Source organism: Arthrobacter sp. TS-15 (assembly GCF_006964045.1).
Taxonomy (GTDB): Bacteria; Actinomycetota; Actinomycetes; order Actinomycetales; family Micrococcaceae; genus Arthrobacter.
In genome coordinates this window covers 1-1,343 of the sequence record NZ_SDXQ01000129.1, presented here as the reverse complement: position 1 = coordinate 1,343, position 1,343 = coordinate 1, and the positions used below count along the sequence as shown (strand labels likewise).

Annotated in this window: 2 protein-coding genes; both read right to left on the bottom strand. The window is 71.8% G+C overall.

Annotated elements, in window-relative coordinates; translation table 11 throughout:
- A partial coding sequence (locus EU811_RS23280) for a penicillin-binding transpeptidase domain-containing protein (protein WP_274595854.1) occupies positions 1–728 on the bottom strand: 728 nt, incomplete at its 3' end.
- On the bottom strand, positions 725–1,343 hold a 619-nt coding region (locus EU811_RS23275; protein WP_142940595.1), incomplete at its 5' end, for an FtsW/RodA/SpoVE family cell cycle protein. The genes EU811_RS23275 and EU811_RS23280, both read right to left, overlap by 4 nt.

Genomic DNA, 1,343 nt, shown 5'->3' with positions numbered 1-1,343 from the left:
TCGACGTCCTCCACCACGCCCGCGTCGAGGGCCGCCGCCGCGGTGACCACCTTGAAGGTCGAGCCGGGCGGATAGGTCTGCCGAACGGCCCGGTTGAGCATCGGCTTGTTGGCCGCCTGGTTCAGCCGTGTCCAGGCCCGGGCCACCCCCGAGTCCGTACCGGAGAGCTCCTCGGGGTTGTAGGAGGGGGTGGAGACCAGCGCCAGGATCCGTCCTGTGGACGGTTCGAGCGCGGCCACCGCACCCCGCCGGTCGCCGAGCCCCGCGAACGCCGCCTCCTGTGCGGCCGGGTCGAGCGTTGTGACGACATGGCCGCCGGGGTTGCGGGCCCGTGTGAGGTCGTTCCACAGGGGGAGCGGCGACAGCAGCGGATCGGTGCCCGCCAGGATGTCGTCCTCGGCGCCCTCCAGCAGGTTCGTCCCGTACACCTGCGAGGCGAAGCCGGTGACGGGCGCGTACAACGGGCCGTTCCTGTACGTCCGTTCGTAGCGGAACTGCTCCCCGGAGTCCTTGGAGCCGGTGACCGGCTTGCCGCCGACGAGGATGTCGCCGCGCGGCTGGCCGTAACGGGCGATCGTGTGGCGGCGGTTGGCCGGGTTCTCGTCGTACGAGCGGGCCTGGACGAGCTGGATGCGGGTGGCGTTGACGAGGAGGGCGATCAGGAGCAGGGCGCAGAAGGCGGCGGCGTGCCGGATGTACCGGGTCATGGGGCGGCCGTTCCCGGTCATGGCGTGACCCCTCCTTCGATCCCCTCGGCCGCCGAAGCCGAAGCCGAAGCGGAAGCCGAAGCCGCAGTCGAAGCCGCCGTCAGCGTCGCCGTCCCGGACCGGTCGCGTGCCGAGTCGCTGAGGCGCATCAGCAGGGCCACGATGATCCAGTTGGTGACGACCGACGAACCGCCCTGCGCCAGGAAGGGCATCGCCATGCCGGTCAGCGGGATCAGCCCCGTCACACCGCCCGCGATCACGAAGACCTGGAGGGCGACGATCGAGGCGAGTCCGACGGCGAGCAGCCGGCCGAAGGGGTCGCGCAGGGCGAGGCCCGCCCGGTAGCCGCGCTCGACCAGCAGCCCGTACAGCAGGAAGATCGCGGAGAGGCCGGCCAGGCCCAGTTCGTCGCCGGCCGTGGCCAGGATGAAGTCCGACTTGGCGGCGAAGCCGATGAGGACGGAGTGGCCGAGGCCGAGTCCCGTGCCGAGCATCCCGCCGGCGGCGAACGAGAAGAGCGACTGGGCGAGTTGGTTCGGGCCGCGGCCCGCCTCGATCGACGCGAACGGGTGCAGCCAGTCCTCGACCCTGCTGTGCACATGCGGTTCGAGCCAGCCGACGGCGACCGCCCCGCAC